Genomic DNA, 26,679 nt, shown 5'->3' on the forward strand with positions numbered 1-26,679 from the left:
CCGATGCCGACGAACGCATGCCGCCAAAAGGCGAGCCCCTTTCGTCGGAGCAGATCGCGTTGGTGCAGACGTGGATCAAGGCGGGAGCTGTATGGCCCGAAAACGCCGCTGACAAAGCGGCCGTCGTGGACAAGCGCCTCCAGCATTGGGCCGTGCAGCCCGTGCGAGCGACTAAAGACGCCTCCATTGACTCGCTGATCAACGCGAAGCTTGCGGAGAAAAATCTCGTGATGTCCCCTGCGTCGGACCGGCGCACCTTGATTCGCCGTTTGAGCTTCGATCTCGTCGGCCTGCCACCGACCCCAGAGCGGGTGGAGCAGTTTATGAAGGATGCGGATCCGAAGGCGTACGAACGCTTGGTGGATGAACTGCTGCACTCCACTCATTACGGCGAGCGGTGGGCGAGGCACTGGCTCGACATCGCTCATTACGCCGACACGCACGGATTTGAGCGTGATCAATTGCGCCCGAATGCGTGGCGCTATCGAGACTACGTCATCGAATCGCTCAACACCGACAAGCCTTACGATCAATTCATCCGCGAACAGATCGCGGGTGATGTGATCGCGCCGAATGATCCGCACGCCGTCATTGCCACCGGCTTTCTCGCCGCCGGGCCGTGGGACTTTGTTGGGCAGGTGGAAACCAAGAGTGACATGCTCAGACGCGCCGCCCGCGCGGGAGATCTAGATGACATGGTCACGCAGGTTATCACCTCGACGATGGCCATCACGGTGAACTGCGCACGCTGCCACGATCACAAACTCGATCCCATCAAGCAGGAGGAATATTACCGCTTGTGGGCCGTCTTTGCCGGAGCGAAGCGCGGAGACCGCGAGGTGGACGGCGCAGCAGCAAAGCGCATCGCCAGTGAAAAGATACGTTTCACACAGGAATTGGCGGCGGCGCGTGCCCAGATCGCAAAACTTGCCGGTGAAGGCCTCGATCTTGCCGACATGGTGGGCGGTGGTGTCAAAGGACGAGGCATTGATTTGCGCACGGGCAATCTGACGACCAGCAAACTAGGCTACCATCGCGATATTCAGACGAACCGCCTGCAACGCATCGAATGGCCCGCTGAAGTGAAGGACGCTGAGCGTCGGGTGTTGTGGGTCTTCGTGCCAGATGGCCGCAATCCCGTGCCAGTGGCCGCCAAACAAGAAGTCAAAGGACTGCCAGCCACCAGCGGCCACACCTGGGATGCGATCCGCAACGGCCCTCTGAACGCACAGCGTAGCACCAAGATCGGCGGCGTAGATTACGCGGAAAAGGACCACTCCATCCTCGGGTTGCACGCCAACAGCGGCATCACCTTTGATCTCGCAAAGATTCGAGAGAGCAGTGGCCTCGGCCTCATGCATTTCACCGCCGCTCTCGGCTTCGGTGCCGATGCAGGTGGCGCAGCCTCACGCGCAGACTTCACTGTGTATGTGGATACTGAGCGCAAATTTCAGAAGCTTAAAATGCGCAAGGATGAATTCACCCATCTCGACATCGCCATTCCTGCGACGGCAAAAACCCTCACCCTCATCGCCACCGACGGCGGCGATGGCATCAGCAGCGATCTGCTGTTTCTGGGGGATGCGCGGCTGGTACCAGAGGTGGAGCACAGTAGGCTCACCGCCGCCGATCAGGAGAAATTGAAACATTTGCGGGCACAAGCCGTCAATCTGGACGCCTCGCTCAAAGCCCTGCCTGATCCCGCCAAAGTCTACGCCGTCGTTAGTGAAGCCCAGCCGCCAGTGGTTCAAGTACAGCGCCGTGGCAATCCCGAAGACCCGCAGCAGGAAGTGCAGCCCGGTGCATTTGCCTGGGCCCCGCACGCCAGCATCGATTTCGGCACGAACGCCATGCCTGAAGGTCAGCGCCGCCGTATGCTTGCGGAGTGGATCACTCATCCCGCCAGCCCACTCACGAGTCGGGTGCTTGTAAACCGTCTCTGGCACCATCACTTCGGTCAGGGCATCACCACCACCCCCAGCGACTTCGGCCTCGGCGGCGACAAACCTTCACATCCTGAACTCCTCGACTGGCTGGCCGATGAATTTTTGCGTAGCAACTGGTCGGTGAAGCACATGCACAAGCTCATCGTCATGAGCGCCGCGTATCGGCAGCAGTCCATTTCCCACAATGAAACCGCTCGGCGTCTGGATGCCCAAAATCGCCTGCTCTGGCGGCAGAATCCGCGCCGCCTGGATGCCGAGTCCGTGCATGACGCCGTGCTGAGTGTCGCAGGCACTTTGAATCCCGCAATGGGCGGCCCCGGCTATCGCGATTTCAACTACACCGAGGCCTATGCGCCCATCTACGACTACATCACGCCCGACAAGCCCGAACTCCTGCGTCGCAGCATCTACCGCTTTGTGGTGCGCACCACGCCGCATCAGTTCATGTCCACGCTCGACTGTCCTGATCCCGCTAATTTTACCCCGGCCCGTGCACAAACCACCACCGCACTGCAGGCCCTCACACTGAGCAACAATGAGTTCATGCTGCAGCAGGCCAGGAGCCTCGCCACCCTCATTGAAAACAAAACAGACTCACGCTCCGCTGCCATCCGCCGCGCCTTCGCACTCTGTTTCCAACGTTCCCCCACAGACGAAGAACTCGCCGTCTCCACCCACCTCGTCGCCGAGCAGGGTCTCTTCGCCCTCTGCCGCATGCTCATCAATGCGAATGAGTTTGTTTACCTCGACTGATTCACTCAGCCCTTCCCCAATGAAGAAAAAAATCATTCCATTTCTATTCGGGCTGCTTGCGCCGCTGTCTGCCGCTGATGTGGATTCCGAGTTGGCGCATGCTTCCACCTGGATTGAATCCTGGCCCGATACGGGGCCTCGCGAAGTCCACGGGGAAATTTGGAACGACGCCATCCAGACCGCCCTCGACAAAGACAATGCTGCCCATTTGCCGAAGCGCAATCAGCCCTACTACCTCGATGGGCCTATCATCCTGAAGTCCGGCCAGAAACTCACGGCGGATCCAGACGCCGAGATCCGCCTGAAACCCGGCTGCAACACCTGCATGGTGCGCAACGAGCACATCATCGGATACGCGGACCAACCGGTACCCGAAAACATCAAGCCCGACACCGACATCACCATCGAAGGCGGCATTTGGACGACCTTGGCCAATGGCGTGAAGGACAACAACGGCAACCTGCGTGGCGCATCGTCGAAAAAGAATTCCGTGCCCGGCACCCACGGCGTCATCCTTCTTCACAACGTCCGCAAGGTGACCGTGCGCAACGTCACCGTGCGTCAGAGCCGGGCCTTCGCAGTGCACTTGGCCAACGTGAAGGAATTTACCATCGATGGCGTCACGCTGGATCGTCACGGTCGCGACGGAGTGCACGTGAATGCCCCGGCCAGCCAAGGGCTTATCCGTCGCGTGAGCGGTGTTTCGCATGATGACACCGTCGCTCTGAACGCTTGGGAATGGAAAAACTACGCGCCTAGCTTTGGGGCCATCCATCACATCGTCATCGAAGATGTGCATGGCTCGCCCGATGGCGTCCCGTCGGCAAATTCCATCCGTATGCTCCCCGGTGTGAAACGCTTCAGCGACGGCTCCACGCTCGACTGTCCCATCCATGACATCACGGTGCGTGACATCACCGACATCCAAGACTTCAAGCTCTACGACCAGCCCAACCTCGAAGTAGGGCGTGACAACGACGCCAGCGTTGGCATCGGCACGCTGCGCAGAATCGTCTTCGAAAACCTCACCTTGAGCCGCCCCGGCAGCATTCAGGTGCATGCCAACATCGACGGCCTGGCCGTGCGCGACGTGAAGCTTAACTTCCCGCTCGCCGCAGATTTCCACCTCATCGAACTCGGCCCGAAATCGCAGACCTACAAACACAAGTCGGACGCCCCGGCTACCTGGACCGAAATCTTCTCTCCCGACCTCGACTGCACCATGCGCAACCTGAGCGTCTCGGGCGTTCGCATTCACGAGACATCAGCCGATTTGCCCATCAAGCAAGTCGTTCACGTCATCGAACTGAAGCCCAACCCCGACTACCCCAAGACCACGCCCAAAGGAGGCACCGGCAAAGGCATTTGGATTCGCTGAATCACACCACCATGAGCAATCATTTCTCCAGTCCCACACGCCGCGACTTTCTCCAAAAAATCGGCAGCGGCTTCGGCGGCATCGCACTCGCCTCCATGTTGGAAGAAGACGCTCGGGCCGCGACGAATCCGCTCGCAGCGAGACGTCCGCCTTTGCCGGCCAAGGCACGTTCAGTGATCCAGATTTTCTGCCCCGGCGGACTCAGCCATGTGGACTCGTGGGACTACAAGCCGGAACTGGCCAAGCGCAGTGGCAAACCCTTCGACCCCGATGGCAAGATGCAGTTCTTCGCGTCAAAACCGGGCAACTGCCAGGGCAGCTACTGGCCGTTTCGTCAGCACGGCCAGTGCGGACGCTGGATCAGCGATCTCTTCCCTCAGCTCGCGACTTGTGTCGATGACATGGCCTTCATTCACTCGATGCAGAGCAAGAGCGCGCTGCATGGACCGGCGATGTTCATGGCCAACACCGGCTTCATCCTGCCCGGTTTTCCCAGCATGGGGGCCTGGGTCACGTACGGTCTCGGCAGCGAGAGCGAGAACCTGCCCGCCTTCGTCGTGCTCCCTGATCAGCGCGGCCTGCCACCCGGGGGAGTGATCAATTGGGGCGCGGGCTTTCTTCCCGCCGTGCATCAAGGAACGACCTTGCAGACTGATGCCGAAAAGCCGCCCATCGCCGATCTGTTTCCGCCCAAAAGCTTCGCTCAACTGCGAGGCGATACCGAACAGACCAGCCGTGAGTTTTTACAAAACCTCAACCGCGCACATGCCGCCGAGCGTGCGGGCAACACGGAGCTCGAAGCCCGCATCGCGGCCTATGAACTCGCCGCTCGCCTGCAACTCAGCGCACCGGAAGTTACCGACCTGCGTGGCGAAACCGATGTCACCAAACAGCTCTACCAGCTCGATCACGAGGACATCGGCCCATTTGGCCGGCAGTGCCTTCTTGCGCGCAGGCTGGTCGAGCGTGGCGTGCGCTTCGTGCAGATCTACTGCGGCGCAGAAAACACCACCGCAAAAAAAATCCGCCCGAACTGGGACCGCCACGAAGACCTCGTGCGTGACCACGGCTACTGGGGCCAGGTGCTCGACACTGGCGCTGCGGCCCTGCTGCGCGATTTGAAATCACGCGGCATGCTCGACAGCACACTCGTCATCTGCACCAGCGAGTTTGGTCGCCAGCCTGCCGCACAAGGCAAAGGGCGCGATCACAATCCCGGTGCCTTCACTGCCTGGATGGCCGGTGGCGGGGTTCAGGGCGGAACGGCGTATGGTAGCACTGACGATCTCGGTTCCAAAGCCGCAGAAAATCCCGCCTACTGCTACGATCTCCACGCCACCGCGTTGCACCAGCTCGGTATCGATCACGAAAAACTCAGCTTCTACCACAACGGCATCCAGCGCCGTCTCACCGACGTGCACGGGCACGTCATCAAAGATATTCTCGCATAGCCCAGTCCTCATTTTTACATGTCCCAACCCCACATCGCCATCATCGACTGGACCACCTCTCCGCAGGGTGATCCCGAGTCCGCCATCGAGCGCCAGATTATCGGCGCCGTCGCACGCATCACGCGCACACTCTGCGAAACCGACGCCGATTTGACGGATGAAGTCACCACCGCAGACGCCATCATTATCTGGCACAACATGCCACTCACGGCCAACGGCATCGCGAAGCTTCAGCACTGCCGCGCCATCATTCGCAATGGCGTAGGCTTTGACAGCGTGGATGTCGTTGCCGCACGCGAGCGCGGTATCGCCGTGTGCAATGTACCCGACTACGGCACCGAAGAAGTCGCCGACCACGCCATCGCGCTCGCCATGGCGTTGTGCCGTCAAATCATGCCGCTGGATGCCGAAGCAAAGCAACTCGGCTGGCACATCTGTATCACCCCAAAACTCCGCCGTATCAGCACCCTCACCTTCGGCATTGTTGGCCTTGGCCGCATTGGCACCGCAACCGCGCTGCGTGCGAAGGCACTCGGCTTTCGTGTGATTTTCTATGATCCCTATCTTCCCAATGGCGCCGACAAGGCCGTCGGCATCGCCCGCATCCGCACGCTCGACGAACTCCTCGCGCAAACCGACGTCCTCTCGCTGCATTGCCCGTTGAATCAGGAAACGCATCACCTCATCGCCGAGCGGGAACTGGCACTGCTCAAGCCTTCCGCCTTTGTCGTGAACACAGCGCGTGGCAGCGTCATCAAGAAGGCCGCCATCCTCGCTGCACTGCGCGAAGGCCGAATTGCTGGCGCCGGACTCGATGTCATCGAAGATGAACCCCTGCGCACCGCCGAAGAAGCCGCCACGCCAAATCTCATCGTCACCTGCCACGCGGCGTTTTGCAGCGTGGAGAGCAAGATCGAAATGCGCAGCACCTCCGCCCGCATTGCACTCGCCGCCGTGCGCAATGAGCCGCTAGAAAATGTGGTCAACGACGTTTGCTCCTGAGAAGCTCTATTGTGATCTTATTAAAATCTTCTCCTTCAAAGGCCGCCCCATGAATCTCCGTCGTTTTCTCGCCGCTACTTTCGCACTCTCCCTCGTCTCAGCGGCTTTATCGGGGGAAGCCAAACCACTGTTGCACGATCATGTTTTACCGGTCGTTGCCACGCCTGATTTCAAGGCACCGCTGGACGCCAGCTTCAGCATTGCCAAAGGGAAGTGGACTCCGCAGGACGGGGTGCTGAGCGTGCTGGATCTGCCGGAGCAGAAGCACATCCCCGTGCTGCATCACAAAGTAGGCCTGGCAAGCGCCACAATTGAAGTGGAGTTTTTGATCGAAGGCCCGGGCAGCTTCCTCGTCGGTTGTGATTCCGACAAGCATGTGGGCCGGGTTGTCGTTGGCGCTGCGGGTCTGAGCATCGCAGAAGATTCGGTGAAGCCCTCTCACACCATTGCCAAACTGCCGATGACAGTGAAACCCAACGAGTGGCACAAGCTGCGCGTCGAATGGCAGGGCGATCAGATGGCCGCCAATCTCGACGGCCAGGAACTGCGCGCCCAGCATGCTTTTCTCGCGACGCCGAAGTCTCGCAGCTGGCTGGCAGCGGGGAAGTCCGTGAAAGTGCGCAATCTCAAGATCAGCGGTGAGGCAAAGCCATAAACGGCTGCTTCTCATGAAATGCATCTGTTCCCTCTTGGTGCTGCTCGGAGTTCTCTGGGGTGACATCCAGAGCGCAGAACCTCAGACGCTGCTCGAAGAAACGTCCACCACTGAGCTGTCCAAAGACAGGTTCTGGGGTCTCGGCACTTGTTTCGCGAGCTGAAGATCAGCGGGTGATTCCGCTGCGGCAGCGGATGATCACCGCCGCGAGGGTCGCCCCCACGAAATTGGCAACGAGATCCCAGCCGGTGTTCTCGTAGCCGCCCACGTTGGTATTGGGTATCGTCAACACGGCGATGAACTCGATGACTTCATTCAACGCACCGAAACCCATGCCGCCAGCCGCACATAGGGTGAGCATGCCGAAAGTTGGGCGCACAGCGCTGCCATCAGGCTGACGCAGGGCCTTGCTCAAAAGGTGCCAGCAGAGCCAGGTGGTGACAGCAAAGCCGTAAGCATGGACGATTTGGTCATATTTCAGCCAATGCGGCATGATCCAGGCACTGTAGAGCACCGCCTGGTCACCATTGTAAGGCCAGCCGGAGGGAAGGGGGCACAGGCCGCCAGCCATGTGGGCGAATCCCCACAACGAAAAGGCCCACAGCAGCGGTGTCGTGAGCCCCACGCTTCGATGGACCGCGCTCATGACCCCGATCAGTAGGAGCATGACCACAATGTAGAAAATGAACTCGCTGTTGCCTTGGACAATGGCCCCAATGACGGCTGTGAGCATGTAGGCGGAATTGAACAGAATGACTGTCAGCGGCTTCGCGGTGGGGGCAGGGGGCATGCGGAGAAGATGCAACGCCTGACCGCGCCTTTGGCAAGAGCTTCCTGCTACACCGGTTGACTGGCACCCTGCGTGCTGCATCCTAGCACACCCCTCCCGCATGAAATTCATCCTCCCGTTTGCCGCTCTGGTTCTTTCCGCATCGCCGAGCTTGGCCCAGATCGCCTTGGAATCGGTCAAGGGCTTTGCCGATCTCGAAAAAGTGGCTGCACAACTGGCACTGCAGCCCTATCAGGCACCGACGCAGAATCTGGATCCGTTCTTCGAGGGGTTGAAATACGATGGTCATCGGCAGATCCGCTTCCTAGGCGACAAGGCGTTGTTTGCCGACCAGGGCGATGCGTTTCATGTCGAGTTCTTCCATCCCGGCTGGATGTTCAAAAAGCCCGTCGTCTTTTACAACATCAAGGAACCCCAGACTGTCGATGTCCCCTTTGACCGCAGTCATTTCGAATACGGCGACCTCAAAATCCCGGCGAATGCAAAAAATCCTGTGGGGTACGCCGGCTTCCGCGTGCTGGCGCCGGACTCCCTGATCAAGCGCCCCTTCGAGTTCATGGTGTTCATGGGAGCCAGCTACTACCGTGCGGTGACCACTCAGCTCGGCTACGGCATCTCTGCACGCGGGGTGGCGGTGAACACCATCGGCGGTGCACCGGAAGAGTTTCCTGACTTCACGCATTTCTGGTTTAAGCAGCCAAAAGCAGGAGAAAAGTCCTTCAAATTGCTCGCGCTGCTCAATGGGCCGAGCATCACCGGCGCGTATGAGATTGAATCCACCCCCGGAATCAGCACAGAGATGAGGATCAAGGCCACGCTGCATCTGCGCAAGCCGGTGAAGATGCTGGGCATCGCACCGTTTTCGAGCATGTTCTGGTTTGGCGAGAACTCGCATCCGAAACCCTATGATTTCCGGCCCGAGGTGCATGACTCGGACGGTTTGCAGGTCGAAATCAAAGACGGGCCGTCCATCTGGCGTCCGCTTGATGTGAGTCGGGACTTGCGCTTGAGCATTTTTGAAACGGACAAGCTCAAGGGCTTCGGCCTCGCGGAACGGGACCGTGACTTCAACAACTTCCAGGACCTCGAAGCCAACTACCATCGCCGTCCCGCGGTGTGGGTGGAGCCGGTGAGCGGATTTGGCAAAGGCGCGGTGACGCTCGTCGAACTGTCCAGCGGCGAAGAAACCTGGGACAACATCGTGGCGATGTGGAAACCGGATATTCTGCCCGCAACGCCTGCTGAGCCGCTCAAAGTCGAATACAAGCTGCACTGGCTCGATCAACACCTGCCCGGCGCTTTGTGCAGAGTCATCAGCACCCGGCGTGGCTTTGTGATGGACGCAGATGATCACCTTTACGTCGTCGATTTTGCCAAAGGTGTGGATAACGGTGCGGCCAAACCCAAGGACTGGACACCTGAAATCGATGTGGTTCTTAGCAGTGGGGAAGCCAAAATCCTGGACAAGCGCGTGATGCGCAACAGCGAGACCGGCGGCTGGCGAGCCTTCTTCAAGCTCGACATCCCTGAGACTTCCAACCTCTTGGAAATGATGATGGAGTTGAAAGACGAGAAGAAAGTCATTTCTGAACGCTGGATGTACCAATGGCGTCGCTAAGTCTCATCGATCTGGGTTGGAACGAGTTCTTCGCGAAACACTTCGAGCCGTTTCGCGAGCAGGGCTGGAAACCCGCGCGCCTGATCCGCGACAACAAGATCAGCTACGGCGCGCTGCTTGAAGACGGCACGAACGGCTTCGATGAATTTGAGGTCATTCTGGGCGGCAAAGTTTATCACGATGCTGAAACCGATGCCGAACTTCCTGCCGTGGGGGATTGGGTGGCGCTGGAAGTTGGCGGCGAAAACGGTGACAACATCATTCGTGCCCGCCTGCCGCGCCAGACCTGCTTCTCACGCAAAGCCTCCGGTTTCAGCGCAGAGGAACAAGTCATCGCCGCAAACGTAAACGCAGTCATCGTCGTTACCGATGCCGGGCCGGACTACAGTCTGCGCCGCATGGAGCGCTACTTCACCCTCATCGCCCGCAGCGGTGCGAAGGCGGTCGTCTTGGTCAACAAGTCCGACCTTTATCCCGACAAGCAAAATCAAGAGGCCGCCGAGGCGATCCGTGCACTGAATGCGGATGCCGACGTGCATGTGACCAGCGTCAAGAAACGCAAGGGGCTCAAAGTACTGAAAGACTACCTCAAGCGCGGTCAGAGCGTGGCCGTGATTGGTTCCAGTGGCGTCGGCAAGTCCGCGTTCGTCAATCTGCTGCTCGGTGAGGACTGGCAGTGGGTGGATGAAGTGAACGAAGTCACCGGCAAAGGCCGCCACACCACCACCGCGCGCGAACTGCTCGTGCTCGATAAAGGTGGCATCCTCATCGACAATCCCGGCATCAAAGAGGTGCAGATGTGGACGAATGAGACCACGCTACGCGAACGCTTTGCCGACATCGAGAAACTCGCCGGGCAGTGCAAATACCACGACTGCAAGCACGGCACCGATGCCGGCTGCGCCATCCGCACTGCCGTGGAGGCTGGAACCCTCGATGCCGAGCGCTACGAAGGCTATCTCAAGCTGGAGGATGAAATATCCAAGCTGCGCAAACAGCGCAAAAAACGCCAGATGACCGTCGAACGCCGCAACAAACGCGATCACAAAATCAAAGCGCGCAATCGTGTCGACCGCGAGGATATCGAGCGCGATTTGAAACCGAGGTCGCGAGGTTAATCTTTTGTTACACTCACCGGAGAACCGTTGAGCACCCATTCGTAGAAGAACTTCGCCGGATTACCGTCTGTCAGTGGCACTCGAATGCAGCCATGGGAGGCAGGGTAATCGGGAACACTGGTGAACCCATGAATGAAGACGTTGCCATTGATCTGCACGCTCCATGGCATCGGTGCATTGTGATAGAGGCTGGAATGATGCATGCGCGTGCGGAATGGCCCGGCGCGGAATTCACCCGCTGGCGTGCGCCCATCGCGGCCGGAACTGATGTGGGTTTGAAGCACCAAACGATCTCCCTGCCATCCCTGAAGCTGCTGATTCTTGAGGCTGACCACCACTCGCTGTGCCCCGGCCTTCAACGTGAATCCACGAAACAAACCTCCTACTTTCACACGACCTTCTTCATCCATTGGCGACACCTGTGCTCCGGCCTCAGCCAGGAGATCCAGGCTGACCAGTTCAGTGCCGTCCGTCAGCGTGCGCAGTGAGCCTGCTCGTAATCCCAGTTCATTCAGCAGCAAGACCCTGCCCATTTCATCTCGCCCTACAGGCCATTTCAACTCATCGAGGGCTTCATTCACCGGTAGAAACAGTTTCCCAGGCTCGGCGGCGAAGGTGATGGCATCAATCGTTGCTCCGCAAGTAGGGGAGGCCAGCGTGAGGCACGCCAATAGAGAAAAGAGCAGCGCGATTGCGCATCGTGAAATCATAGAAGTTCGGTTCAAGATACGAAGGAACTGAAGCAGTCTTTACCCTCTTCCTACTGTCCATGCTTATTCACTAACAAATTCCACCGGCAAAGCAGCCGCAGATGCGCTAATACATGCATTAATGCCTCCCCAGCCACCCCCCACCCGTACCGGCCTCGCCCGCGCCATGTCAAAGCTCGGCTTCTGCTCACGCAGCCGTGCCACCGAACTGATCCGTATGGGCAAGGTGAAGGTAAACCTCGTCGTGCGGAAGAATCCGGAGTTCCCCGTGGTGCTCAAAAAGGACGTCATCATCATGGATGACGTCAGCATCAATCAGGCACCGCGTCTCTACGTCATGCTCAACAAGCCGCGCGGCCTCGTCACCAGCGCCTCGGACGAACTCGGCCGCGAGACCGTGTTCTCCTGCTTCGAGAATTCCAAGCTCCCGCACCTCTCCCCTGTGGGCCGGCTGGACAAAGCCAGTGAAGGCATGCTGCTTTTCACCAATGACAACGCTTGGGCCGACACCATCACCAATCCCGACACCCATCTCGACAAAACCTATCACGTTCAAATCAGCGGCACCCTCGACGAGAAGCGCCTCGCGCAGATCAGACTGGGAGTCGTTGACGAGGAGCTAGGTGACCACCTCTCCGCCAAAGTCATCAAAATCCTCCGTGCCGGCGAAAAGAACATCTGGCTGGAAGTCGTCCTCGATGAAGGCCGCAACCGCCACATCCGCCGCCTGCTCGAAGCCTTCAACATCGAAGTCCTCCGCCTCGTCCGCGTCAAAATCGGCATGCTCGTCCTCGGCAACCTGCAAAAAGGCCAGTGGCGGGAACTCACCAAGTACGAAGTCTTGAAATCGCGTGAGCCGCAGGAACTGCGGTAAGCCGCGTCATCACGTCCTCAACTGATCCCAGCTCAGTTTAAAGCGCGCCAGATACTTCTTCAGCCGATCCGCATCGTTCATCTTCGAACGCTTGGCCCGCGAAACCGCGAACAGCTTGCGTCCGGCATCCGAGAGCGTCTTGCTTTCTCGACAGACCTGCAAAACAAAGTCGAGCTGAGCCAGATCAAACGGATCAATCTCCGCTCTCTGTGCCTCCGTCAGCACCGCGCATTCTCCGCCTGATGCTGAAGCACCAGCATCCCGCCATCCTTCGCGCAAACGTGCAGCCTCCGTCTCCACGCACCCCACCGTGATTCTCCCCTTCGGGGCCAGCGTCGCCATGCGCGTCACCGCCGCATTCAGGTCGCGGAAATTGGCGCTCCATTTCGCTTCGGGACTGCGCGCAAATTTGAGGAAGGCCTCGCGCGCCTCCTTGTTCATGCGCACCTGCCGCCGATGCGACTTAGCATAACGATCCAACTCGAAATCAAGGTTCGCAGCAATGTCTTCGCGGCGCTCGGCGAGACTCGGCAGCGTGAAAGTCCATAGGTTGATGCGCGCGAGCAAATCATCGCGAAATTTCCCATGAGCCACCTGCACCCGCAGATCACGATTCGTTCCCGCGATGAGTTGAAAGTCACTCTGCACAGCCTTGTCAGCGCCCAGCGGCAGGAAGGTCTTGTCTTCGAGCGCCCGCAGCAGCATCGCCTGCTCATCCAGTCCCAGCTCGCCGATCTCATCCAGAAAAATCAGCCCCTTGTCCGCCTCCTTCAGCAGTCCCGGCCTGTCCGACTGCGCCCCCGTGAATGATCCGCGCTTATGACCAAACAACGCCGACATCGCCTGATCTCCACGCAGTGTGGCGCAGTTCACTTCAACGAATTTGCCGCTGAGGCCAGCGCGTGACCGCCGCAGATCGTAGATGCGGCTGCCCAGCATGGATTTGCCCGCACCCGTCGGCCCCATGATGAGAATGGGAGCCTTCGAATTGACCGCCACAAGTTCGATCTGCTCGATCAGCTTGTTGAAGCCCTTGCTTTTCGTGGCGATGCCGCTCTTCAGGAAATCCAGCGTGCGCTCCTGCTCCTGCGCAAAGCGCGTGGAGAGCCGGTCATACTTCGACAGATCAAGATCAATGATCTCATAGCGCCCCGACGCCTTCGCATCGCGTCCGCCTTCGCGTGAGGGCGAAGTTTGCAGCAGCCGTGCCGGGATGAAGTTCGCCTCATTCAGCAGGAACCAGCAGATCTGCGCCACATGCGTTCCCGTCGTGAGATGGATCAAGTAGTCCGCCCTCTCCGGATCAAAGCTGTAGCCACGCACGAAATCATAGAGCCGTTCATACACCTCCTGCAAATCCCACGGATCCTTCAGCGCAAACTCATGCACCACCACCTCTGTTTCAGGCGACACCTTCTTGATGTCCGCTTTCACCTGCCGCGCCAGATCCGCAAACTTCGGCTCCGCCAGCAGTTCCAGCCGCGCAATCAGCAAATCCTCCTGCTGACACATCGCCACCGTAGGCCGCCATTTGGACCATCGTTCCGGCCCCGCCGCACGATCCAAGTTCGATCCGAGGAATCCAAAGACTGTGGTTGGGTTGCTGGCTGGCATTACGGATAAATAACTATCCAAAAGGATAAAATAAAGCAAAAATATCAAGTGTGGCGAACATCGATAAAACACACTAAATTTTTTCTTTCCCTGATTCTACAAGGCTTCCAGCCTCATCAGCCCCTCCCGTGCCAGGTATTGGCACGCCACTAGCATTAGTATATCCCGTTCTCCAACTCCATGCGGTGACCAGCGGCGATGTGCCAATGGGAGCTGCGCATCGGTGAGGAGGGCGATCCTCTGGTAAAGGACTAACATCCTGGGGTTCGATCCCCCATTTTTTCTTCCCGGATGGCCGGGGTGAACGCCTGCCGTGAAAGCGGTGGGCGGACACAACGGCTCGGTGACTTTGCGAGCTGTCAGGCACTCGCGGCGAAGGCCGCCGCGAGCGGGCAGCCAGGCAGTTCCCGTCATCAGCCGCCAGCCATCCGGGCGGGAATCATTTTTCAAAACCAACACACATCCATCCCAATCTCGATGACCTCTTTCATCACCATCTTTCAACCCGCTCCTAGTTTCAGCTTCGTGATTCATGATCACGAAATCGCCCTGCATTTTCGCAACGGCTCCCACCTCGGCGTGCTTACTTCGGGCAAGCATCGCTTCTGGACCGCTGGGCATGAGGTGAAGCGCGTGGATACCCGCGAACAGATGATCCTCATCCAAGGCCAGGAACTCCTCACCGCCGATCAGGTTGCGGTGAAACTCAGCGTCGTCGCCGTGTATCGCGTGGCGGATGCGCTGACCATGCACCGCGCCTCCGCTGATCCTTTGGCGGTGCTCTATGTCGAAATCCAGCTCGCCCTGCGCCAAATCGTCGCCGCTGAAAATGCCGAGGCCTTTCTCCAGCTGAAAAGTGGACACGGGGCCAGGCTCCTGCCGCTCATCGCAGATCGCGCCGCTGCACTCGGTCTCAAAGTGGACCGTATCGATATCCGCGATGTCATGCTCCCCGCCGAACTGAAGCGCAGCTACATGGCCGTGCTTCAGCAGCGCCAGGAATCCAGCGCCGTGCTCGAAAAAGCCCGCTCCGAAACCGCCGCCCTCCGCAGCCTCGCCAACGCCGCCAAACTCATGCGCGACAACCCCGAACTCCTCTCGCTCCGTTACCTGCAAACGATTCAGGAAATCGGAACCAGTGTCGGCAACACGCTGGTGCTGGGGCTGACCGATAGCGAGAAGCTGCATGCTGCAATGAAGTCGTAATCAAAACCTCCTGCCCCTGTTGCATGCGCAAGCAGGTGCTTCCAACCATCGATACCTTTTTATGTCCACCTCACCATTCCACATCACCGCCGAAGCTGAAGCCATCCTGCCTGCCCGCAACAACGCCGGTAAACCGATCACCGTGATCGGTACCGAGGCCATCCGTTCTGGCTTTGACGCCTCCTGCATCGAGCAGGCGCTCAACTCGCGCTCGGCTCCGGGCGTGACAGATCTCGTGCTCAATCCCGACGCGCACTCCGGTTACGGCGCACCGGTCGGCTGCGTGATGGTTTCGCCAACCCACATCTATCCAGGCCCGGTCGGCGTGGACATCAAGTGCTCCATGTCGCTGCTGCAGATGAACATCCCTGCCGACGCGATCATGGACAAAGCGATCCGCCGCCAGCTCATCGACGCCATTTTAACACGTACTCCCACCGGCGCAGGCCGTGGCCAGCGCGAGGCGAAAAAATCGCGCCGCGTGTCCGTCGATCTCGGTGTGCAGGTGTGCACCGAAGGCGCAAGCAAGAGTGTGTGCGAAGCACTCGGCATCCCGCCGGAGTGGGCGCTTCGCTGCGAAGACAGCGCGCACCTCGGCCACGATGGCAACGTCTCCACGCTGCACGAGCGTCTGGAAAAAATGCGCTCGTTCAACGGCTTCGCCGGATTTGAAAACAAGATGATGCAACTCGGCTCCTACGGCGGTGGCAACCACTTCGGTGAGTGCGAGATCGTGCAGCTTGCCGATGACGCCGCCATGCGTTCCACCGCCGAAGTTTTCGGTCTGCGCGACAATCACGTCGCCTTCTTGAGCCACTGCGGATCACGCGGGTTCGGAAACATCCTGGCGCAGCGTCAGTTCAAGGCGCTGGAAGGTTTCTTCCGCACCTGGGGACTGTCCTTTCCTGCCGATGACAAACAGCTCGTCTATGCACCGCTCGGAACTCCCGAGGCGGACGCGTATCTCGATGACATGGCGCTCGGGGCGAACTTCGCCACCGTGAACCACATGCTCATCAATGCCCTCGTGCTGGAAGCCTTCCAAGAAGTGCTGCCAGGGACGACGGGTGAGCTCGTGTACTTCATCAGCCACAACATCGCTCGTCAGGAAGTGGTCGATAACCAGCTCGCCTGGGTCCACCGAAAGGGCGCCACTCGTGCCTTCCCCGGTGGGCACCACGCCCTCAAAGACACCCCTTTCGCCAACACCGGTCACCCCATCCTCCTGCCCGGAAATCCGCGCGATGGCTCCGTGATCATGGTCGCGAAACCCGATGCCGTGAAAAGCTGCTACAGCGTGAACCACGGTGCCGGCCGCTGCATGGGTCGCAAAGCCGCGGCTCGTACGCTCGATCAAAAGAGTGTCGATGCCGACTTCGAAACCCACGACATCCTCTACAATGCCCGCCAATACCCAATCGACGAAGCCCCCAACGCCTACAAGGATTTCAAAGAAGTCCTCCGCAGCGTCGAAGCCGCCGGTCTCGCCCAGCAGGTCTGCAAACTCAAAGCCCGCTTTGTCATCAAAGACGCAGCGGAGGCGGATGATTGAATAATTAAAACACAAAACCGGTCATCATGAACGCAACCGACTTCAAGAATCATATCACTAAAATCAGACCTGGGGATGCGATTGCCAGCATTACTCCCCAACGTAACTTTAACATCCTGGCGTACTCCTATGGCGAAGCTGCGGAAATGCTGTCGAAGCACATTGGTGAAGAAGGGTTTTATAAAGACCTCGCTATACATCCAATCTGCTTCTTGTATCGCCACTCGCTCGAATTGAGCTTCAAGCAAATTGTTTGGGATGGACGTCGGCTACTTGGAGAAAAAGCAAGGGTAGAGGAGTTGTGTCGAAGCCATGAAATCCAATCACTCTGGACTGAAATTGAAGCCATTATGAATGCTGTGTGGCCTGAACTGCCATTCCCCGAAGCGGCACTAATACTACGGGAAGTTGTAGCTTGGTTTCATGGGGCAGATCCAGGCAGTCTTGCCTTTCGGTATCCTTTTGATAAGAAACTTCAGGGTAATTTGACTGAACTCAGCCATATCAATCTGTCCACACTTGTGGAGGCGATGGAGATCTCGACGCGCTTTCTTGGGGGAGTGGCAAGCGCGGTGAGCGAATACTTGTCGGCGCAGCGAAATACTTGGTGATCATCTTACAATGCCTGACTGAGATTGCAGTTCATTCGATGGCTTGCACACCAGCACATCAATCGGCACCAAGCCATTGTCTGTCGCCAGTACATTGTTCGGCTCAGCATCCGACACGAGCAAGTTGTCGTCCTTCCGATACCAAGCGTCGCCAAAGCGAGTGCGATGCAACACAAACCCACGACACACCATGAACTCTCGAATCTCTGCCAGCGTGGCGGCTCGACCTCGAATGACCGGCTGGCGGCTTACCACCCGCAGGCGCCGCCCTTCGCCATGGACACCGAGAATCTCCCAATCCAAACCGAAGACCTCATTGGTGAGAGCAACGCGCGCTAAATATTCGGGGAGGCTGGCGAACTGTTTCGGGCCAAAAACACGACCAAATTCACCTGCATGGGTGGCTTTGATCACATGGCTTTCACCCTGCACGAACCAAACTTCATGCTCAGATCCCCGAGCCGAGCCAAATCCTGGCGGCAATGGGACTTGCTTCAATGGAAGAGGTTCGTCCATCGCCTCCAGAGCGGCAGGGCAGACTTGGTGTCGCGACCTGCCTTCGCGTGGGCTGAGACCTGCCGCTTCCAATCTTCATCGTTCATCGGAACCTGTGTTTCGACGATTCGTCTGATGCGCAGCCGATCTTCATGGCTGAGGCGCTGAGCGTCGGTCTGCATCATTTTCATTTTTTTATCTTAGTTCAATTTCGAACGTCAAACAAACATGAAATCTTCCCCCACACTCCAAATTTCCGGCGACTCCGGTGGTGGGCAACTCCTGCGCTCATCACTCTCCTTGGCGCTTATCACCGGACAGACGTTTCGCATGACCAACATCCGAGGCAAGCGCCCGAAGCCGGGCCTGATGCGTCAGCATCTCACCTGCGTGAAGGCAGCGGCAGAAGTTTGCGGCGCAAGCGTCGATGGTGCTGAACTCGGCTCGGTGGAACTCGTCTTCAGCCCCGGCAAAATCATGGGCGGAGATTACTCCTTCGCCATCGGTTCAGGCGGCAGCACCACTCTCGTGTTGCAGACCCTGCTCCCTGCTTTGCTGCACGCCAATGGCGCGAGCAAGGTCCGCATCGAAGGCGGCACACACAATCCCATGGCACCTCCGTTCGAGTTCATCGAGCAATGCTATCTGCCGGTGATTCAACGCATGGGCGTGCAGGCCACGGCGTCCCTAGAGCGTCATGGATTCATGCAAGCAGGCGGCGGCGTGATCACAGCGAAAATTGATCCCATCAAGAAATGGAAGAAGCTGAAACTCATCGAGCGCGGCGAAGCTGTGGAGACGTTTGGGCGTGTTCTCCATGCGCATCTGCATCGAGACATCGCGGAGCGTGAAATCAGCGTGGCCTCCCAAATCTTGGAGTGGCCGGTGAACCAAATCGAACTCCGCTATGCAAATGACAGCTCCGGCCCGGGCAATACGATTCTGCTGGGGGCGCGTTTTGCCAACGTGTGTGAAATCAGCAGTGGCATCGCGCAGATGGGGAAGTCCGCAGAAAGCGTGGCGACCGGCGCGGCGAAAGGCCTGCGTTCCTACCTCGCCTCGCCTGCACCCGTGGGCGCACACCTCGCGGATCAACTGCTGCTGCCAATGGCCCTGGCAGGAGGTGGCGTGTTTCACACACTGTCGATCACCGATCACTCCCGAACGAACATGGCACTAATCGAGCAATTCCTGCCGGTGAAGTTCACCGTGGAGGAACTGGAGCCGGGGGTAAAACAACTCCGCTGCAACTGAGGCCGCCGCGCGCCATCACTCCGCCCAGGCTTCACGCAGCAGGCGGAGATAATTGCCATGCATGATGTTGGCGATATCTTCATCTTTATAGCCTCGTTTTTTGAGCATGGCAGGGATGCGTGAAAGGTCAGCAATGGTGTCCAGATCCTCCGGCGTCTGCTCCGTGCCGTAGCCGCCATCGAGGTCCGTACCGATGCCGCTGTGCAAAGCGTTGCCCGCGAGCTGGCAGACGTGGTCGATGTGGTCGCAGATGACTTCGAGCTTGAGGCCCGCTTCCTTCGGGGTCGTCTTGCCACGCACCCATTCCGGAACCATCATCCATGCATCGAGAGCAGCACCCACAACACCGCCGCGTGCGATGAGGGCTGTGAGCTGATCATCGGAAAACTGACGTGGATCTGGGACGAGAGCGCGGCAGTTGCTGTGGCTGGCCCAGACGGTCCCCTGATGAATGTCGAGCGCCTGCCAGAAGCATTCATCACTGAGATGCGTGACGTCGAGGATCATCCCCAGCCGGTCCATTTCCTTGATCAACACTTTGCCAGCGGCGGGCAGGCCTCCGACTTGATCGTGACCCAGAGCGTAACGACATACGCCATAGTGCGCCGGCCCCATCGCACGCAGCCCCTGTTCCCAGGCTCTTTCGAGATGTCCTACGGTACGGATGGAGTCGGCACCCTCAAGGCTGAGGATATAGCCGATGGCTTTTTCGTCATCGGGAATCGAGGTGTTGTTCCAAAGAGCCAACATTTCGTCGAGCTCGCGCAGATTGGTGATCTGGCGCATCTCGCCGACTTCCTCCATGGCACGATACCATGCCAGCTGGCCCTGTGTTTCCGCCCACGCCTGCTCCGCTGACATCCACCCGGCGATGGGCGATGGACCCGGCATGCAACCCGCGAGCTGCGTGGCGACGCAGATGCCCACCCTGCCACGCCGCATGTCGGGAAAGGCGGTGGTGCCGCGGGCACGGCCTTTGCCGGTCATGCCCGACTCACGACGGCGAATCTCATGCGCGGAAAGGCGCAGGTCGCGGTTGAAGCCGCCGAGGGCGTTGAGACTGAGGTCGAGGTGGGCGTCGAAGGTGAGCATGGGAAAGTATGAAGAATGATGAAAAGCGAAATGACAAGCCGGGCGATCGCGAGACAGACTACCGAAAGGTGCCCATAGGGCGAGCGCAGCAAATCAATGGAAGCGTCATTCTACGCAGACAGAATGGGGCGTCATTCAAAACGATAGCCTGCGCCATGAACGGTGCGGATGATGCGCGGCTGGGCCGGGTCTTTCTCGATGCGTTTGCGCAGTTGCGAGATGTGCTGGTCCAGCGCGCGGCTTTCCGGGAAGTAATCCACGCCCCAGACTTCGTCGGCTAGGGTGTTGCGGTCGATGACCTTGCCCCGCCGTTCATACAGAAGCCGCAGCACTTTCACATCGCGTGGACTCAGGGCCAATTCCAGCTTCTCACGATAGGCGCGCAGTTCCGTGGGCACGATCCGCAGATCGTCCATGGTGAAATCATCGTCCGTCCTGCCGCCGCCACGCGAAGCCGTGCGGCGCAAGATGGCGCGGATGCGGGCGATGATCTCCTTCACACCAAACGGCTTGGTCATGTAATCATCCGCACCGAGTTCAAGTCCCAGGACAGTGTCGATCTCCTCGGCCTTCGCCGTGAGAAAGAGGATGGGCACCTTTTCATCCTGACGGCGGATCTGTTTGCAGACCTCATAGCCGTTCAGGCCGGGCATCATGACATCCAGGCAGACGAAGTCGGGACTTTCAGCGCGGAAAAAATCCACCGCCTGCAGGCCGTCGCTGGCGGGGATGACTACGTAGCCTTCCATGGTGAGCACTTCGCGCAGCGCATCGCGAGTGTGGTCGTCGTCTTCGGCGATGAGTATTTTGGTCATGACTGGTTGGGGAGGGTGAGAATGAAGCGTGCGCCTTCGCGGTAATTAGCACAGACCGTGAGTGAACCGCCATGCAACTGTGCCAGTTCGCGCGAAATGGTCAATCCAATGCCAGTCCCACTGACACCTTCGGCAAGGTCGGAGCGGAGGCGTTCAAAAGGCTCGAAAACCGTGCGGCGCTTGCCGGAAGGAATGCCGGGGCCTCGATCCTCCACAATGATGCGCGCGTTGCGCTCGTCATGCTCCGTACGAATGGAGATCCACTTGCCCGGATTGGCGTATTTATCGACGTTGGAAATGAGATTGCCGAGGATCTGCTCGATAGCGTCCGGGTCGGCCATGACGGTCTCTGGCCCGTTCAGGGAGGTGTCTATTTCAAAGCCTTTATTCTCAAGCAGCGGCTTCCAGAACTCGGCAATGCGTGACACATTTTGATCCAGCGCTGTCGGCTTGGGCTGTATGGTCAGCTTGTCACGCTGTTGGCGCGCGTAGTTGAGGACGTTTTGGATCAGGCGGTCCAAGCGGCAGGTTTCAGCCTCCACCACACCCAGCTGGCGTTTGGCAATGGTGTCCCCCTGCGACTCAGCGCGATGCGCGGCCATTTCGGCGTAGAGGCGTATATTGGTCAGCGGCGTCTTCAGTTCATGTGAGATCTGATTGACGAAAGTCACGCGCTGCTGCGCCACACGGATCTCACTGGCGCTCTCATGGAAATAGAGCCACCCGACCACAAACACGAGCACAATGCCGGAACTGACACCGAGCAAGATCGGAAAAAGGTAAGGCTTCGGAAATTCCTCATTCGCGGGAGTGTAGGCCATCTCCCATTGTGAGAGCGGCTCCGAACAGGCCCGGTGGGCAGCAGGAGGGCTTTCAGAACCAGGCAGCTTCTTGCCCCATTCGTGCAGAGGAATGCCTTTGACCGTAGTCAGCATCATGCGCCCGGGAGGAATGGCCAGTCCGGGCTGCGGCAGGCGCTGAAACAGGGAGTTCATCAGCATCTGCGGGTTCATCAAGGCGCAGCTCAGACTGCCGTCGGCAAAACGATGCCAGTAAATGAAAACGGAATCACCCACATGCCAGCCGCTCCAGGACATGGGGGGCTCAGACTGCACCGGCCGGTCGTCAATGTGGAAGCCAAACATCTTGATGTAGGTCATCCACTGGGAGGAGCGCTGTTGAATGGCTGAAAGCTTGCCTGGAACATAGATACGCTGAAACGGCGGGCCACCATCTTCCAGGACGGAGACAAATTGCGGCATGCTGTCCGGGTTTCTAGTAGCTTCCAGAATCGCTTGGATGCGGTCGGGAGCGCTAAAAATCGGCCCCGGCTGATAACCCGCCGAACCCTCAAATGCCTCAAGTGGCACTGTTTCTCCTTCTCCACTCAATGACCAAGTCTGAGCGATCCAGGGGTGCTTGGCCAGCCGCTGGGACATCAGACGGGCTGAGCCGATGCTCTGCGCACCCCAGACATCGAGTCGGTCGGTAAGCTGCCTCATGTCATGTAGAAGATGTTGATCTGCCGAGCTAAGGCGCTCAGCCAGAATGGCCTGCATGGAGGATTCCGTGCGCTTTTCCGCATCCCGAATGAGATAAGTTCCCAGCCACGCCAGCAGAGCCAGTGGCAGAACCACTAGGATGGTGAACAGGATCGTGGAGCGACGTTGCTGCATGCGCGGGCGGATAATTTAGCCTCGCGATTTATCCGGTCATCTAAAATTTATAAAAACCATAAAAAAGTCAGGGCGGACTTTTCAGCCCGCCCCGGTCATTACAGGTGTTTCCAACAGCTAGAAGGATAACCCTACACTAAAAAATAATGGATCAATAAGCCCAAGCCGATGGCGCGAGTTTCAATGACCTCGTCCTGTACAATTACACCAAGCACTCTGCAATCTGCACCGCATTCAGCGCCGCACCTTTGAGGAGCTGGTCGCCGACGACCCAGAAGCACAGGCCGTTATCCAGCGCGCAATCCATGCGGATGCGGCCGACGGCACAGTTGTCACGGCCCGCGATGTCGAGAGCCAGCGGATACTGCTTGTTCGCAGGATCGTCGAGAACATCCAGACCCGGAGCCTTGCTGAGCACTTCACGCGCCGCTTCCACCGTGATGGGCTTTTCAAACTCAGCGCTGATCGAGATGCTGTGCGCACGGAAGACCGGGATGCGCACACAGGTCACAGACGCACGGAACTTGTCGTGGTGCATGATCTTGCGGCCCTCGTTCTCCATCTTCATCTCCTCCTTGGTGTAGCCAGAATCGAGGAAGGAATCCACATGCGGGATGGCATTGAAAGCGATCTGGTGCGGATAAACGTGCGGCTTGCTGTCCAGCTTCGCGGCATCCCAGGCGCGGTTCTCGCTGGCCCATTCGCGGGACTGGTTGGCCAGTTCTTCAATCGCCTGCGCTCCCGTGCCAGACACAGCCTGGTAGCTGGAGGCAAAGATCCGCTTCACACCAAACGCCTGATGCAGCGGATACAGCGCCATCAGCGAGATCGCAGTCGTGCAGTTCGGATTGGCGATGATGCCCTTGTGAGACTTCACGTCCGCAGCATTGATCTCCGGCACCACCAGCGGCACGCTCGGGTCCTGACGGAAGAAGGAGGAATTGTCCACCACCACCGCACCGGCTTTCACCGCATGCGGCGCAAAATCACGCGAGATACCGCCACCCGCGCTGAACAGCGCGATGTCGATCCCCTTGAAGGAATCCGGGGTCAGCTCTTGAATGGTGATGTCTTCGCCCTTGAACTTCAGCTTCTTGCCAGCGCTGCGTGCGGAGGCAAGGAGGGTAAGCTGGCCGACGGGAAACTTGCGCTCTTCCAGGCAGCGGATCATCTCCGCGCCCACAGCGCCTGTGGCTCCGACGATCGCGACATTCTTCAGGGTGCTCATGGTAATCTACTAACGATGGGTTGGTTCAAAGGGGCCGCGATAATAAAGCCTCGCCCACCGGATGCAAGGCCCGGTAAAGGGGCAAGCAGCGCCCCTCCCTCTTCAGAATCCTTCTCCTCCTCTTACCCATACTCCTCCTCCCAGATCGTCCTCGATCCAACTGCGCCTCCGCACCCCCTCTGAAAATTCCCAGCCTTTTTTCCGCCTTTTGCGTTTTTTTGCGGCCATTAAATCTCCCCTTTGACTTAGTGTTATATTAACACTATATATCGTGTGTGAAACACACTTACGAATACCCTCGCGCAGCCCTCACCGTGGACTGCGTCGTCTTCGGCTTCGACAGCGGCGCAGCGGGACTCCAGGTCCTCCTCATCCGCCGTGGCCTGGAGCCCTTCAAAGATCACTGGGCCCTCCCCGGCGGCTTCGTCCGCCTCGAGGAAACCCTCGACACCGCCGCCCGCCGCGAGCTCGAAGAAGAAACCGGCCTCAAAGACCTCTTCCTCGAGCAGCTCTACACCTTCGGCACCGTCAACCGCGATCCCCGCGAGCGCGTCGTCAGCGTCGCCTACTACGCATTAACGAAACCCGTCGCTCACACCACCGCCGCCTCCACAGACGCCGCCGAAGCCCGCTGGTTCCCTGTGTCCGACATCCCCGCCCTCGCCTTCGACCACGCCGAAATCTTCACCGCCGCCCTCACCCTCCTGCGCAGCAAGCTCACCTACCAGCCCGTCGGCTTCGAGCTCCTCCCCCCCAAGTTCACCCTCACCCAGCTCCAACGCCTCTACGAAAGCGTCCTCGGCACCGACATCGACAAACGCAACTTCCGCAAAAAAGTCCTCAGCCACGACCTCCTCATCCCCCTCAAAGAACAACACCGCGAAGGCCCCCACCGCCCCGCCCAGCTCTTCCGCTTCGACCCCGTGAAATACGAGCGCCTCAAAAAGAAGGGATTCCTTTTCGAAATATGAATACAACTAAACACATCCTCGGCGGTCTCTACGGCTCACTCGTCGGCGATGCTCTTGGCGTCCCCGTCGAGTTCGCTCCCAGGTCTAGTCGCAAAGACGATCCCGTGACGGGCATGCGAGCCCGAGGCATGCATTGTCAACCCGCCGGGACTTGGTCAGACGACGGCTCTCTGCTGCTTTGTGCTGTGGAAAGTCTTGCTCAGAAAGGCTTCGATCCGTAAGACATGGGCGAGCGCTTTCTGCGCTGGTTTGATACCGGCTTGTGGGCCGCTCACGGCCTTGTGTTCGACATTGGCAATGCCACACGCAATGCACTCGATCGTATCAGCCTGGGCACCCCGGCAGGGGAGGCCGGAGGACGTGATCCGTATGACAACGGCAACGGCTCGCTCATGCGCATCCTGCCTGTAGTACTTGCCAGTTTCCAGATAGACGAGGACACCTTCATCACACGCCTTGAACGGGCCTCGGCCATCACCCATGGCCATGCACGTTCAAAGATGGCGTGCGTGTTCTTTGGCTTCATAGCGCGCGCTCTTCTGGGAGGACTCACACGTGAAGACGCTTTGCGCCAGGCGCAGGCATGTTTTGCCGGAAGCTACGAACGCAGCGGCGAATTTCCGCACTTCGCAGCAGTAATGAGGGACGATTTTGCCTCGACCTCCGAACGGCGCATTGAATCGGGCGGCTACGTCATAGACACACTCACCGCCTCGATCTGGTGCCTGCTCACCACCAACAGCTTTTCTGACTGCGTTCTTAAAGCCGTAAACCTCGGCGACGACACTGACACCACCGGCTGTGTGGCCGGCGGACTCGCTGGCGTGTTTTACGGAGTGGAGGCGATTCCAGCAGACTGGCTCGCTGCATTGCCAAGGCAGGAAGATCTCAGAACGTTGTTCAGCCAATTTGGGAAATCCCTTTCGGAACCATGAATCACACGACTCATTCGAATCGCGACCTCAGTCTCCAGCGCGCCCTGCTGTCCCTTGACGGCCTCTCACTCGGTGATGCCTTCGGACAGATGCTTTCGACTTGTGCTCGCAGTGCCAGGCGCGTCATTGAGCGCGATGGCCTGCCTCCCGGCCCGTGGTGGCATACGGATGACACTCAGATGGCAATGGCCATCGTTGAGGAGCTGAGTGACCATGGTCAAATCGCGGCAGATTCTCTGGCGCATCGTTTTGCACGGCGCTATCAGGATGATACCGGTCGAGGTTATGGTAGAGGCGCACGGATGCAGTTGGAAGAGATCGCCCGCGGAGCGAATTGGCGAGAGACTTCGATGGCGGCATTCAGCGGACGTGGCTCGAAGGGCAATGGCAGTGCCATGCGTTCCGCCCCGTTAGGTGCGTGGTTTGCAGATAACCTCGGGAAAGTCGTTTCGGAGAGTTATCAGTCATCGGTGGTGACACATGCCCATGCGGAAGGAATAGCTGGCAGCGTCGCGGTATCACTGGCGGCGGCGATGGCGTGGAATACAAGATTATCGTCTCTAGATGATGCCCGCCAAGCCACTTGGGAGGCTGTTTTGGAGCACACACCCACTGGAGAAACCCACGAAGGCATTCGCAAGGCACGACTCGTGCCGTTGGAAATGTCAGCCGAAAATGCTGCGCGAATTCTTGGCTCCGGTTTTCTCGTCACGGCGCCTGACACAGTGCCCTTTGCCATCTGGTGCGCGATTCGTCATCTCGACAACTATTACGAAGCCTTGGTCAACACACTCGAAGGTGATGGCGACTGTGATACCAACTGCGCCATCGTCGGTGGGATAGTGACACTTCGAGTAGGACATGAGGGTATTCCTCCACTGTGTCTGAAGTCTCGCGAGCCTCTCGATCTAGAATGCCAATGACGCCAGACATAA

22 protein-coding genes and 1 pseudogene are annotated in these 26,679 nt (G+C 58.6%); 15 read left to right on the forward strand and 8 right to left on the reverse strand.

What is annotated here, in order from left to right; all coding sequences use genetic code 11:
• From PSV43_RS09695 to PSV43_RS09715, 5 genes are all read left to right on the forward strand, one after another.
• A partial coding sequence (locus PSV43_RS09695) for a DUF1553 domain-containing protein (protein WP_300196206.1) occupies positions 1-2,699 on the forward strand: 2,699 nt, incomplete at its 5' end.
• A gap of 19 nt (positions 2,700-2,718) precedes the next feature.
• Positions 2,719-4,077, forward strand: coding sequence for a hypothetical protein (locus PSV43_RS09700; protein WP_300196208.1), 1,359 nt, complete (start codon positions 2,719-2,721; stop codon positions 4,075-4,077).
• Between the two features lie 11 nt (positions 4,078-4,088).
• Complete coding sequence (locus PSV43_RS09705; RefSeq protein ID WP_300196210.1) at positions 4,089-5,528, forward strand: DUF1501 domain-containing protein; 1,440 nt, start codon at positions 4,089-4,091, stop codon at positions 5,526-5,528.
• An 18-nt stretch (positions 5,529-5,546) separates the two neighbouring features.
• Positions 5,547-6,530 carry a C-terminal binding protein gene (locus PSV43_RS09710; RefSeq protein WP_300196212.1) on the forward strand — a complete coding sequence of 328 codons (984 nt, stop codon included), beginning with the start codon at positions 5,547-5,549 and terminating at the stop codon, positions 6,528-6,530.
• A gap of 49 nt (positions 6,531-6,579) precedes the next feature.
• On the forward strand, positions 6,580-7,185 hold the full coding sequence (locus PSV43_RS09715) for a hypothetical protein (RefSeq protein WP_300196214.1): 606 nt from the start codon (positions 6,580-6,582) through the stop codon (positions 7,183-7,185).
• 166 nt (positions 7,186-7,351) lie between these two features.
• On the opposite strand, the gene PSV43_RS09720 is transcribed toward PSV43_RS09715, so the two are convergent.
• Positions 7,352-7,975: a hypothetical protein gene (locus tag PSV43_RS09720; protein WP_300196216.1), complete on the reverse strand. Its 624-nt coding sequence runs from the start codon at positions 7,973-7,975 to the stop codon at positions 7,352-7,354.
• Between the two features lie 100 nt (positions 7,976-8,075).
• Between PSV43_RS09720 and PSV43_RS09725 the strand changes: the two genes are divergently transcribed.
• A complete protein-coding gene (locus PSV43_RS09725) occupies positions 8,076-9,593 on the forward strand; it encodes a glucan biosynthesis protein (RefSeq protein WP_300196218.1) in 1,518 nt (505 codons plus the stop codon).
• Entirely contained in the window at positions 9,581-10,711 is a 1,131-nt protein-coding gene (gene rsgA, locus PSV43_RS09730) for a ribosome small subunit-dependent GTPase A (RefSeq protein WP_300196220.1), read from the forward strand. The genes PSV43_RS09725 and rsgA overlap by 13 nt, the downstream gene beginning before the upstream one ends.
• Here rsgA and PSV43_RS09735 read toward each other — a convergent pair.
• Positions 10,708-11,421 (reverse strand): L,D-transpeptidase, encoded by a 714-nt coding sequence (locus PSV43_RS09735; RefSeq protein WP_300196222.1) that lies wholly within the window; start codon positions 11,419-11,421, stop codon positions 10,708-10,710. The two genes, rsgA and PSV43_RS09735, sit on opposite strands and share 4 nt — an antisense overlap.
• A 121-nt stretch (positions 11,422-11,542) precedes the next feature.
• Between PSV43_RS09735 and PSV43_RS09740 the strand changes: the two genes are divergently transcribed.
• Positions 11,543-12,295, forward strand: coding sequence for a pseudouridine synthase (locus PSV43_RS09740; protein ID WP_300196224.1), 753 nt, complete (start codon positions 11,543-11,545; stop codon positions 12,293-12,295).
• A 9-nt stretch (positions 12,296-12,304) separates the two neighbouring features.
• On the opposite strand, the gene rtcR is transcribed toward PSV43_RS09740, so the two are convergent.
• Positions 12,305-13,909: an RNA repair transcriptional activator RtcR gene (gene rtcR, locus PSV43_RS09745; protein ID WP_300196226.1), complete on the reverse strand. Its 1,605-nt coding sequence runs from the start codon at positions 13,907-13,909 to the stop codon at positions 12,305-12,307.
• 477 nt (positions 13,910-14,386) lie between these two features.
• Here rtcR and PSV43_RS09750 point away from each other — a divergent pair, with 477 nt between their 5' ends.
• The 3 genes from PSV43_RS09750 (at position 14,387) to PSV43_RS09760 (ending at position 17,278) form a co-directional block, all read left to right on the forward strand.
• Positions 14,387-15,115: a slipin family protein gene (locus PSV43_RS09750; protein WP_300196228.1), complete on the forward strand. Its 729-nt coding sequence runs from the start codon at positions 14,387-14,389 to the stop codon at positions 15,113-15,115.
• 61 nt (positions 15,116-15,176) lie between these two features.
• Positions 15,177-16,667: an RtcB family protein gene (locus PSV43_RS09755; RefSeq protein ID WP_300196230.1), complete on the forward strand. Its 1,491-nt coding sequence runs from the start codon at positions 15,177-15,179 to the stop codon at positions 16,665-16,667.
• Positions 16,668-16,693: 26 nt separating this feature from the next.
• Positions 16,694-17,278, forward strand: a complete 585-nt coding sequence (locus PSV43_RS09760) for a hypothetical protein (protein ID WP_300196232.1) — start codon at positions 16,694-16,696, stop codon at positions 17,276-17,278.
• Here PSV43_RS09760 and PSV43_RS09765 read toward each other — a convergent pair whose 3' ends face one another.
• On the reverse strand, positions 17,279-17,794 hold the full coding sequence (locus PSV43_RS09765) for a hypothetical protein (RefSeq protein WP_300196234.1): 516 nt from the start codon (positions 17,792-17,794) through the stop codon (positions 17,279-17,281).
• Positions 17,795-18,001: 207 nt separating this feature from the next.
• Between PSV43_RS09765 and rtcA the strand changes: the two genes are divergently transcribed.
• Positions 18,002-19,027, forward strand: coding sequence for an RNA 3'-terminal phosphate cyclase (rtcA, locus tag PSV43_RS09770; protein WP_300196236.1), 1,026 nt, complete (start codon positions 18,002-18,004; stop codon positions 19,025-19,027).
• A gap of 15 nt (positions 19,028-19,042) precedes the next feature.
• Here the strand turns inward: rtcA and PSV43_RS09775 are convergent, their stop codons facing one another.
• From PSV43_RS09775 to PSV43_RS09790, 4 genes are all read right to left on the reverse strand, one after another.
• Entirely contained in the window at positions 19,043-20,119 is a 1,077-nt protein-coding gene (locus PSV43_RS09775; protein WP_300196238.1) for a membrane dipeptidase, read from the reverse strand.
• Between the two features lie 131 nt (positions 20,120-20,250).
• The gene (locus tag PSV43_RS09780; protein ID WP_300196240.1) at positions 20,251-20,934 is read right to left on the reverse strand and encodes a response regulator transcription factor; all 684 of its coding nucleotides are present in this window, start codon (positions 20,932-20,934) and stop codon (positions 20,251-20,253) included.
• On the reverse strand, positions 20,931-22,610 hold the full coding sequence (locus tag PSV43_RS09785) for a HAMP domain-containing sensor histidine kinase (RefSeq protein ID WP_300196242.1): 1,680 nt from the start codon (positions 22,608-22,610) through the stop codon (positions 20,931-20,933). The genes PSV43_RS09780 and PSV43_RS09785 overlap by 4 nt, the downstream gene beginning before the upstream one ends.
• Positions 22,611-22,812: 202 nt before the next feature.
• The gene (locus PSV43_RS09790) at positions 22,813-23,838 is read right to left on the reverse strand and encodes an aspartate-semialdehyde dehydrogenase (protein ID WP_300196244.1); all 1,026 of its coding nucleotides are present in this window, start codon (positions 23,836-23,838) and stop codon (positions 22,813-22,815) included.
• 275 nt (positions 23,839-24,113) lie between these two features.
• Here PSV43_RS09790 and PSV43_RS09795 point away from each other — a divergent pair, with 275 nt between their 5' ends.
• From PSV43_RS09795 to PSV43_RS09805, 3 genes and pseudogenes are all read left to right on the forward strand, one after another.
• Entirely contained in the window at positions 24,114-24,809 is a 696-nt protein-coding gene (locus PSV43_RS09795) for an NUDIX domain-containing protein (RefSeq protein WP_300196247.1), read from the forward strand.
• A pseudogene (locus tag PSV43_RS09800) lies at positions 24,806-25,744 on the forward strand (ADP-ribosylglycohydrolase family protein). The gene PSV43_RS09795 and the pseudogene PSV43_RS09800 overlap by 4 nt, the downstream one beginning before the upstream one ends.
• Positions 25,741-26,667 (forward strand): ADP-ribosylglycohydrolase family protein, encoded by a 927-nt coding sequence (locus PSV43_RS09805; RefSeq protein ID WP_300196249.1) that lies wholly within the window; start codon positions 25,741-25,743, stop codon positions 26,665-26,667. The pseudogene PSV43_RS09800 and the gene PSV43_RS09805 overlap by 4 nt, the downstream one beginning before the upstream one ends.
• The last annotated feature ends 12 nt before the right edge of the window (positions 26,668-26,679 follow it).

This window comes from Prosthecobacter sp. (assembly GCF_029946185.1).
Lineage (GTDB): Bacteria > Verrucomicrobiota > Verrucomicrobiia > Verrucomicrobiales > Verrucomicrobiaceae > Prosthecobacter.

Excerpts from the sequence above, each read along its gene's own strand:
- PSV43_RS09700 (WP_300196208.1), top strand. The coding sequence starts at position 2,719 with ATGAAGAAAAAAATCATTCCATTTCTATTCGGGCTGCTTGCGCCGCTG.
- PSV43_RS09735 (WP_300196222.1), bottom strand. The coding sequence starts at position 11,421 with ATGATTTCACGATGCGCAATCGCGCTGCTCTTTTCTCTATTGGCGTGC.
- PSV43_RS09760 (WP_300196232.1), top strand. The coding sequence starts at position 16,694 with ATGAACGCAACCGACTTCAAGAATCATATCACTAAAATCAGACCTGGG.
- PSV43_RS09710 (WP_300196212.1), top strand. The coding sequence starts at position 5,547 with ATGTCCCAACCCCACATCGCCATCATCGACTGGACCACCTCTCCGCAG.
- PSV43_RS09720 (WP_300196216.1), bottom strand. The coding sequence starts at position 7,975 with ATGCCCCCTGCCCCCACCGCGAAGCCGCTGACAGTCATTCTGTTCAAT.
- PSV43_RS09785 (WP_300196242.1), bottom strand. The coding sequence starts at position 22,610 with ATGCAGCAACGTCGCTCCACGATCCTGTTCACCATCCTAGTGGTTCTG.
- rsgA (WP_300196220.1), top strand. The coding sequence starts at position 9,581 with ATGGCGTCGCTAAGTCTCATCGATCTGGGTTGGAACGAGTTCTTCGCG.
- PSV43_RS09715 (WP_300196214.1), top strand. The coding sequence starts at position 6,580 with ATGAATCTCCGTCGTTTTCTCGCCGCTACTTTCGCACTCTCCCTCGTC.
- PSV43_RS09765 (WP_300196234.1), bottom strand. The coding sequence starts at position 17,794 with ATGGACGAACCTCTTCCATTGAAGCAAGTCCCATTGCCGCCAGGATTT.
- PSV43_RS09705 (WP_300196210.1), top strand. The coding sequence starts at position 4,089 with ATGAGCAATCATTTCTCCAGTCCCACACGCCGCGACTTTCTCCAAAAA.
- PSV43_RS09725 (WP_300196218.1), top strand. The coding sequence starts at position 8,076 with ATGAAATTCATCCTCCCGTTTGCCGCTCTGGTTCTTTCCGCATCGCCG.
- rtcA (WP_300196236.1), top strand. The coding sequence starts at position 18,002 with ATGAAATCTTCCCCCACACTCCAAATTTCCGGCGACTCCGGTGGTGGG.
- PSV43_RS09775 (WP_300196238.1), bottom strand. The coding sequence starts at position 20,119 with ATGCTCACCTTCGACGCCCACCTCGACCTCAGTCTCAACGCCCTCGGC.
- PSV43_RS09750 (WP_300196228.1), top strand. The coding sequence starts at position 14,387 with ATGACCTCTTTCATCACCATCTTTCAACCCGCTCCTAGTTTCAGCTTC.
- rtcR (WP_300196226.1), bottom strand. The coding sequence starts at position 13,909 with ATGCCAGCCAGCAACCCAACCACAGTCTTTGGATTCCTCGGATCGAAC.
- PSV43_RS09740 (WP_300196224.1), top strand. The coding sequence starts at position 11,543 with ATGCCTCCCCAGCCACCCCCCACCCGTACCGGCCTCGCCCGCGCCATG.
- PSV43_RS09790 (WP_300196244.1), bottom strand. The coding sequence starts at position 23,838 with ATGAGCACCCTGAAGAATGTCGCGATCGTCGGAGCCACAGGCGCTGTG.
- PSV43_RS09755 (WP_300196230.1), top strand. The coding sequence starts at position 15,177 with ATGTCCACCTCACCATTCCACATCACCGCCGAAGCTGAAGCCATCCTG.
- PSV43_RS09805 (WP_300196249.1), top strand. The coding sequence starts at position 25,741 with ATGAATCACACGACTCATTCGAATCGCGACCTCAGTCTCCAGCGCGCC.
- PSV43_RS09780 (WP_300196240.1), bottom strand. The coding sequence starts at position 20,934 with ATGACCAAAATACTCATCGCCGAAGACGACGACCACACTCGCGATGCG.